Below are 6,500 nucleotides of genomic sequence, written 5' to 3'. Positions count from 1 at the left end.
GTACCGGGACCGGCGGTAGGTGCGGCACCCGTGGGGTTCGCGCCCGGAGGACGGGGCGCGGCACCAGGGCCCGCGGTGGGCGCTGCACCCGCAGGGGCACCCGGAGGACGGGGCGCGGCACCGGGGCCCGCGGTGGGGGCCGCGCCAGCAGATGCGCCCGGAGGACGGGGCGCGGCACCCGGGCCCGCGGTGGGTGCTGCACCCGCAGGGGCGCCCGGAGAACGAGGCGCGGCACCAGCGCCCGCCGTGGGCGCTGCACCCGCAGCGGCGCCTGGAGGACGAGGCGCGGCACCCGGGCCCGCCGTCGGAGCCGCACCCGCAGGGGCACCCGGAGGACGAGGCGCGGCACCCGGGCCCGCCGTCGGAGCCGCACCCGCAGGGGCTCCCGAAGGACGTGGCGCGGCGCCGGGACCGGCAGCGGCCACACCGGGACCGGCAGCAGGCACGCCAGCGGCCACACCCGGACCGGCAGCAGGTGCTCCAGGCCCGGCCGCAGCCACACCCGAACCCGCAGCGGCCACACCCGAACCCGCAGCGGCCATACCCGGACCTGCGGTGGGCGCTCCAGGAGCGGCGGGCCTCGCGGCGGCCGGCGGAGGCGCGGCGGCCGTGGCTCCAGCAGCGGCCGTGGGCCCTGTCTGCGTGCGAGAGGCCGACGCGAACGAGACGCCGTTCAATTCCTTGAGCAGGAACGCGAGGCGCAGCAGGTGATCCGCGTCCTGCGGGACGTCCTGGAGGAGCTGTCCCAGCGAGCGCACCCCGTCGATGAAGGCGAGCGCGCGCACCTCGTGCGGCGTCAGGCGCAGCTCACTGGCCGGCACCCGGCCCCCGGACTTCATGATGGGCAGCGCGAGCACCTGGGCGAGCCGCCGCTTCAGGTCCGACGTCGGGATGCGGCGCACCTGGTCGCTGAGCACGGCCCAGCGGTTGCCCAGCGGCATCGCCTTCTGCGACGGCAGGTCGCGCACCTCGAAGGTGAAGGTGCCGGACTCGGCGCGCAGCACCCGGGCCAGGATCGCCCCTCCGCGCTGCGCGAGCTGCGTGAAGGCCGTCGCCGGCTGGAGGATTCCCAGTCCGAAGAGCGCCGCGAGCAGGTCTCCACCGAAGCGCTCGAGCGAGCCTTCCGCCTGCTGGAGCTGTTCGGCCGTCAGCAGCCGCGCGCCCAGCAGCGACAGCCCCAGCGAATCCTCCGCGTGCGACGAGTCCACGAACTCCGGATTGCCCTTGCGGAAGTGGACCCACAGCGTGCGGTCCGACAGCCCCAGCGTCAGCAGCCCCGTGTGCTCGCCCGCGGCGATGCGCCCGTAGAGCTGCACCGGGGAGTACTGCTGCAGCTGTCCCTGCGGCGGCACGGCATTGGTCCCGTCATCCAATACCGCCTGCGGAGCCTGCGGCACCGGCGCCGCCGGACGGGCCTGCGCGGGCGGAGGCCCCACCACGGGCGCCCCCGGCCGGGGAGGCGCGCCGGGCCCCGCCGCCTGCGTGGCGATGGGACGCCCCGACGCATCGACGCCCGCGCGGACCGCCGGTGCCGGAGCCCGCATCGCGCCGGGTCCCGCCGTGGGTGGAGGCCCCGCCGGACGCGGCGCGTTCACGGCCCCCGGACCCGCGGTGGGTGCGGCGACGGGCGCGGAGGGACCGGGCGGAGGAGGAGCCCCGGGCGCGGACTGCAGGAGCGACGCGGGCGCGCCGTCCCCCCACAGCTCGCGGGGGAACGCGTCGCGCACCTCGGGGAAGCGCCACGGAAAGGCGAACTGCAGGCCGTCGTTGGAGACCTGGATCCTGCCCTGGATGGCGCCGCTGTCGATGAGCAGCTCGATGGTAGGCGCGGTCAGGGGCCCCCACATGGTGCCCCGATCGTTGCGGACCCAGTACTGCCGGACCTCACCCTCCGCCATGTGCCGTCCTGCTCCCATTCCCGCGCCTTCCGGGATGACGAAATTTAACCGCCGCGCCCACGAAGGTCCAAGCAGACGCGCCCTCCGGGGTCCTCCGGGCGTGTCGAATCACGGCGTGGCGCCATCCAGCGCCGCCAGGCCCACGCTGGCCAGACACGCCGCGTCGGCCTGCTGCTCGGCGGGCGGGTCGAAGCAGTACACCTCGCTGTCGAACACCTTGCACATGCCCGCCGGGGTGCCCGAGCACGCCACCTTGCCGTAGGCCGTGGTGCAGTTGTAGCCGCACACCGGGCCCGTCTCGCTCAGCTTGCACTGGGGCGCCGGCAGGCCCTTGCCCCACGCGCAGAGCGCTGCGGGCGTCGGGTCGAAGCAGGTGACGGTGCCGTTCAGGGCCTTGCACACGCCCGCGGGCGTCTTCGCGCAGCGCACGCCCTCGGAGGCGTTCACGCAGTTGAAGCCGCACGCCAGCTGCATGCCGTTGCTCACGCACTGGGCGCGAGGCACCTGCTTGCCGAACACCGCGAACACCGCGGCCGGCGGATCGAAGCACGTCACGTTGCCGCTCTGGCTCCGGCACACACCAGCGGGCGTCCTCGCGCACTTCACCTTGCCGAAGTCGGTGACGCACCCGTAGCCGCAGCCCACCACCCCGTCGATGGTCTTGCACTCCGACTCCGGCAGCGCGGCGCCGTAGGCCTTCACCACGTAGGCCGGCGGGTCGAAGCAGACGGCCTGCCCGTCGATGACGGTACAGCGCCCCTGGAGCGTCTGCGCGCACCGCACCCGCTGTCCGTCCGACTTGCACGCATAGCCACAGGACACGTGCCCGTCGATGGAGCGGCACGTCGCGGTGGACGCGTCCGGCGTCGAGGGCGGCGCGGCCAGCGTCAGCGCCAGCACGGTCATCAGGGTCGCGAGCATGGCCACATTGACCCCCAAGCTTCAGCGCGACGCAAGCAACCGGCCAGGACGGCGCGTCGCCAGGGTGATAAGCGGGCGCACCCGCTGGGAGGCGGGCCCTGCGTGGACCTGGATGTCAGCGCGTTGAAGCTCGGGTTGCTCTGCCTCGCCGCGTTGAGCGCGGGCTTCGTGGATGCCATCGCGGGAGGCGGCGGGCTCATCACGCTGCCCGCGCTGCTGACGGCGGGCCTGCCCACGCACGTCGCGCTGGGCACCAACAAGGGCCAGTCCGTGTTCGGCTCCGGCGCGGCCCTGGTGCGCTTCGCCCGGGCGGGGCTGGTGGATGGGAAGCTCGCGCGGGTGACGTTCCCCTTCGGCCTGCTGGGCGCGTTGGGCGGCGCGGCGCTGGTGCTGCTGCTGAGCCCGGAGGTGCTCAAGCCGCTGGTGCTGGTGCTGCTCATCGCGGTGGCGGTGTTCCTCGCCTTCCGCCGCGCGCCGCCCCGGCAGGACGGCGTGGAGCCCTCGCCCCGGCCCCGCGCGCAGGCCATCGGCGCGCTCATCGCGCTGGGCATCGGCACCTATGACGGCTTCTTCGGCCCGGGCACGGGCACCTTCCTCATCGTGGCGTTCTCGTCGTTGCTGGGCCACGGGCTGGCGCGGGCGTCCGCGGACGCGAAGGTGGTGAACTTCGCCTCCAACCTGGCCTCCATCACGCTCTTCGCGCTCCGGGGCGTGGTGCTCTGGAAGGTGGCGCTGCCCATGGCCGCCGCGCAGTTCACCGGCGCGTGGCTGGGCGCGCACGTGGCGGTGAAGGGCGGCGACCGGCTGGTGCGCATCGTCGTGCTGGGCGTCGTGGCCGCGCTGGTGCTCAAGCTGGGGCGCGACGTGTGGTTCAACTGGGCTGCGTGAACGCGCCTTCCGCGGGTGCTTCGTTCAGCCGATGTGCACCAGCAACGCGTGGCCACGCTTCGCCACGGCGGCGGTGAACTTCCGCAGCTCCACGAAGTAGGAGAGCAACTCCTCCAGCGGATCCACCTCCGCCGGCTCCTCCTCCTCCCAGGTGCCCGGGTAGATGTCCTCCGCCTGGAGCGTCGCCGGGTCGAAGCGCTTTCGCAGCGTGGCCTCCGGCACCGTCTTCAGCGCCTCCGCCAGGGCCTTCACCTCGGCGGGGGTGAACACGCGCGCGGTGCCCTCGTCGGACGGGATGTCGCCCACGTCCTCGCCGCCGCGCACCAGGAAGTCCAGCGGCGGGGTGCCCTCCCACGCCGTGCCGGTGAGCAGGAACTGGAGGCCGTGCCACGCCTCGCCAATGTCCAGCTCCAGGAACGCCGCGCCCTTCGCGTCGCCGAAGTCCTCCTCATCCTCCAGGAAGGCCTCCAACTTGCGAGGGGCCTCGCGCAGGGCCAGGCGCTGCGCCTCGGTGGTACTGCGCAGCGTGCAGAGCATGTCCATGGGGCGTCGACCTCGGGGCACTGACGAAGCTCGGGGAAACGGGCGGGCTGCTCCAGCTACTCCACCACGATGAGCTTCGCGTTGTTCTCCACGGGGGTGCCTTCCTTGGCGAACACCTCCGTCACCTTGCCGGCCTTGGGGCTCTTGAGCTCGTTCTCCATCTTCATGGCCTCCACGACCACGAGCCCCTGGCCCTCCGTCACCTCGTCGCCCACCTTCACCACCTTGCCGGGCATGGGCGCCAGGATGACCTGCTTGCCTTCGACGGTGAACCCGCCGGCCGCCGCGCGCATCCGCAGCCGGCGCTCGTCCGCCACGTCCGTGCGGTTCACCTGCCCGCGCACGAGCGTGCCAATCTCGTCGCCGTTCTCCTCGAACTCGACGTTGTACGACTGGCCGTCCACCAGCAGGGACAGCGAGCCGTTCTCCAGGGGCAGCGCGTCCACCTGGAACGTCTTGCCATTCAACGTGAGCCGGAAGCGGCCCTGGCCCAGGGACTCCAGGTCCACCGGCACCGCTTCCTTCTGGCCCTGCTGCTTCGTGAAGTAACGCATTGAAGAGGTCCTTCCGGGGGCTTGCGGCAGGAAGACAATCAGCGGCGACGGTTCTTCAGCGCCAGACGCCACGGGCTGATGCGGCCACCGGTGTCTCCGGCGCCCGCGGCCGAGGGCAGCGACTTCGCGCGCTTCTGGTCGCGCTGGAAGGCGTGCAGCGTGCTCGCGAGCATCGCCACCTCGCTCAGCTGGGTGTCCTCGCTGCCCAGCAGCGCCGTGTGCTCGCGCGTGAGGAAGCTGGTGTCGTAGTCGCCGCCCACGAACTCCGGGTGCGACAGGATGCCGTGCAGGTAGCGGATGTTGGTGGTGATGCCCTTCACGACGTACTCGGACAGCGCGCGCTTCGCCCGCGCGATGGCCTCCGCGCGCGTGGGCGCCCACACGGACAGCTTCGAAATCATGGGGTCGTAGAAGTTGGGCACCGTGAAGCCCGCGAACACGCCCGAGTCATCCCGCACGTTCGGCCCGCCCGGCACGCGCAGGTGCGTAATCTTCCCGGGGCTGGGCATGAAGTTGCGCGCGGGGTCCTCCGCGTACACGCGCACTTCAATCGCGTGGCCGCGCGGCGTGGGGGCCTCGAAGAGGGGCAGCTTCTCCCCTTCCGCGGCGCGGATCTGCATGGCCACGAGGTCCAGGCCCGTCACCCACTCCGTGACGGGGTGCTCCACCTGGAGCCGGGTGTTCATCTCCAGGAAGTAGAAGTTGCGGTGCACGTCCACCAGGAACTCCACCGTCCCGGCGCCCACGTAGTTGACGGCCTTGGCCGCCTTCACCGCGACCTCGCCCATCTTCGCGCGCAGCTCCGGCGTGAGGATGGGGCTGGGCGTCTCCTCCACCACCTTCTGGTGGCGGCGCTGCGCGGAGCACTCGCGCTCGTTCAGGTGGACGGTGTTGCCGTACTGGTCCGCGAAGACCTGGATCTCGACGTGGTGCGGCTTCTCCAGGTACTTCTCGATGTAGACCGAGTCGTTGCCGAAGGAGCTCATCGCCTCGCTCTTGGCGGACCGCCACGCGGAGTCGAAGTCGTGCAGGCCCTCCACCCGGCGCATGCCCTTGCCACCGCCGCCGCCGGCGGCCTTGAGCATGATGGGGAAGCCGATCTTCTGCGCGTACTCGCGCGCTTCCTCGGGCGTCTGGATGGGCTCCGTGGAGCCGGGGACGACGGGCACGCCCGCCTGGATCATGTTGGCGCGCGCGCGGGTCTTCTCGCCCATGGCGTCCATGGCGGCGGCCGGAGGACCGATGAAGGTGATGCCGGCCTTCTCGCAGGCGCGCACGAAGGACGCGTTCTCGGAGAGGAAGCCGTAGCCCGGGTGGATGGCGTCCGCGCCGGACTGCTTCGCGACCTCCAGGATGCGCTCCTGCACGAGGTAGCTCTCCCGGGAGGGCGGGGGCCCCACGAGGTAGGCCTGGTCGGCGGTGCGGACGTGGAGCGCGGAGCGGTCTGCTTCGGAGAACACCGCCACCGTGGCGATGCCGAGCTCCTTGCAGGTGCGCATTACCCGGATGGCGATCTCGCCGCGATTGGCGACGAGCACTTTGCGGATCTTGGGCATGGGCGCCCCTGTACCATGGGGCGCCCCTGTTTGCCCGCCCCTACTTGCGCAGGTTCAGGTACTGGTCCATCAGCTGCTTCGCCTGGGCCAGCTTCGCTTCCACGAAGCGGTCGTCCTCGTCCGGCTCCGGGGGCTGGGGC

At 72.3% G+C, this 6,500-nt stretch carries 6 protein-coding genes; 1 reads left to right on the top strand and 5 read right to left on the bottom strand.

The features are described from left to right. On the bottom strand, window positions 1–1,898 hold a 1,898-nt coding region (locus D7V93_RS35170), incomplete at its 3' end, for a DUF4388 domain-containing protein (RefSeq protein ID WP_120647523.1). Window positions 1,899–2,006: 108 nt separating this feature from the next. Next, window positions 2,007–2,819 carry a hypothetical protein gene (locus D7V93_RS35165; protein WP_120647522.1) on the bottom strand — a complete coding sequence of 271 codons (813 nt, stop codon included), beginning with the start codon at window positions 2,817–2,819 and terminating at the stop codon, window positions 2,007–2,009. 102 nt (window positions 2,820–2,921) lie between these two features. Between D7V93_RS35165 and D7V93_RS35160 the strand changes: the two genes are divergently transcribed. Beyond that, the gene (locus D7V93_RS35160) at window positions 2,922–3,707 is read left to right on the top strand and encodes a TSUP family transporter (RefSeq protein WP_120647521.1); all 786 of its coding nucleotides are present in this window, start codon (window positions 2,922–2,924) and stop codon (window positions 3,705–3,707) included. 24 nt (window positions 3,708–3,731) lie between these two features. Here the strand turns inward: D7V93_RS35160 and D7V93_RS35155 are convergent, their stop codons facing one another. From D7V93_RS35155 to accC, 3 genes are read right to left on the bottom strand one after another with little or no spacing between them, the layout of a single operon-like run. After that, entirely contained in the window at window positions 3,732–4,250 is a 519-nt protein-coding gene (locus D7V93_RS35155; protein ID WP_120647520.1) for a YfbM family protein, read from the bottom strand. Window positions 4,251–4,306: 56 nt separating this feature from the next. Continuing rightward, complete coding sequence (locus D7V93_RS35150; RefSeq protein WP_120647519.1) at window positions 4,307–4,804, bottom strand: biotin/lipoyl-containing protein; 498 nt, start codon at window positions 4,802–4,804, stop codon at window positions 4,307–4,309. A 38-nt stretch (window positions 4,805–4,842) separates the two neighbouring features. Then, window positions 4,843–6,360 (bottom strand): acetyl-CoA carboxylase biotin carboxylase subunit, encoded by a 1,518-nt coding sequence (accC, locus tag D7V93_RS35145; RefSeq protein WP_120647518.1) that lies wholly within the window; start codon window positions 6,358–6,360, stop codon window positions 4,843–4,845. Between the last annotated feature and the right edge of the window lie 140 nt (window positions 6,361–6,500).

It is taken from the genome of Corallococcus llansteffanensis (assembly GCF_003612055.1).
Lineage (GTDB): Bacteria > Myxococcota > Myxococcia > Myxococcales > Myxococcaceae > Corallococcus > Corallococcus llansteffanensis.
This window is presented reverse-complemented; position numbering and strand designations above follow the sequence as displayed.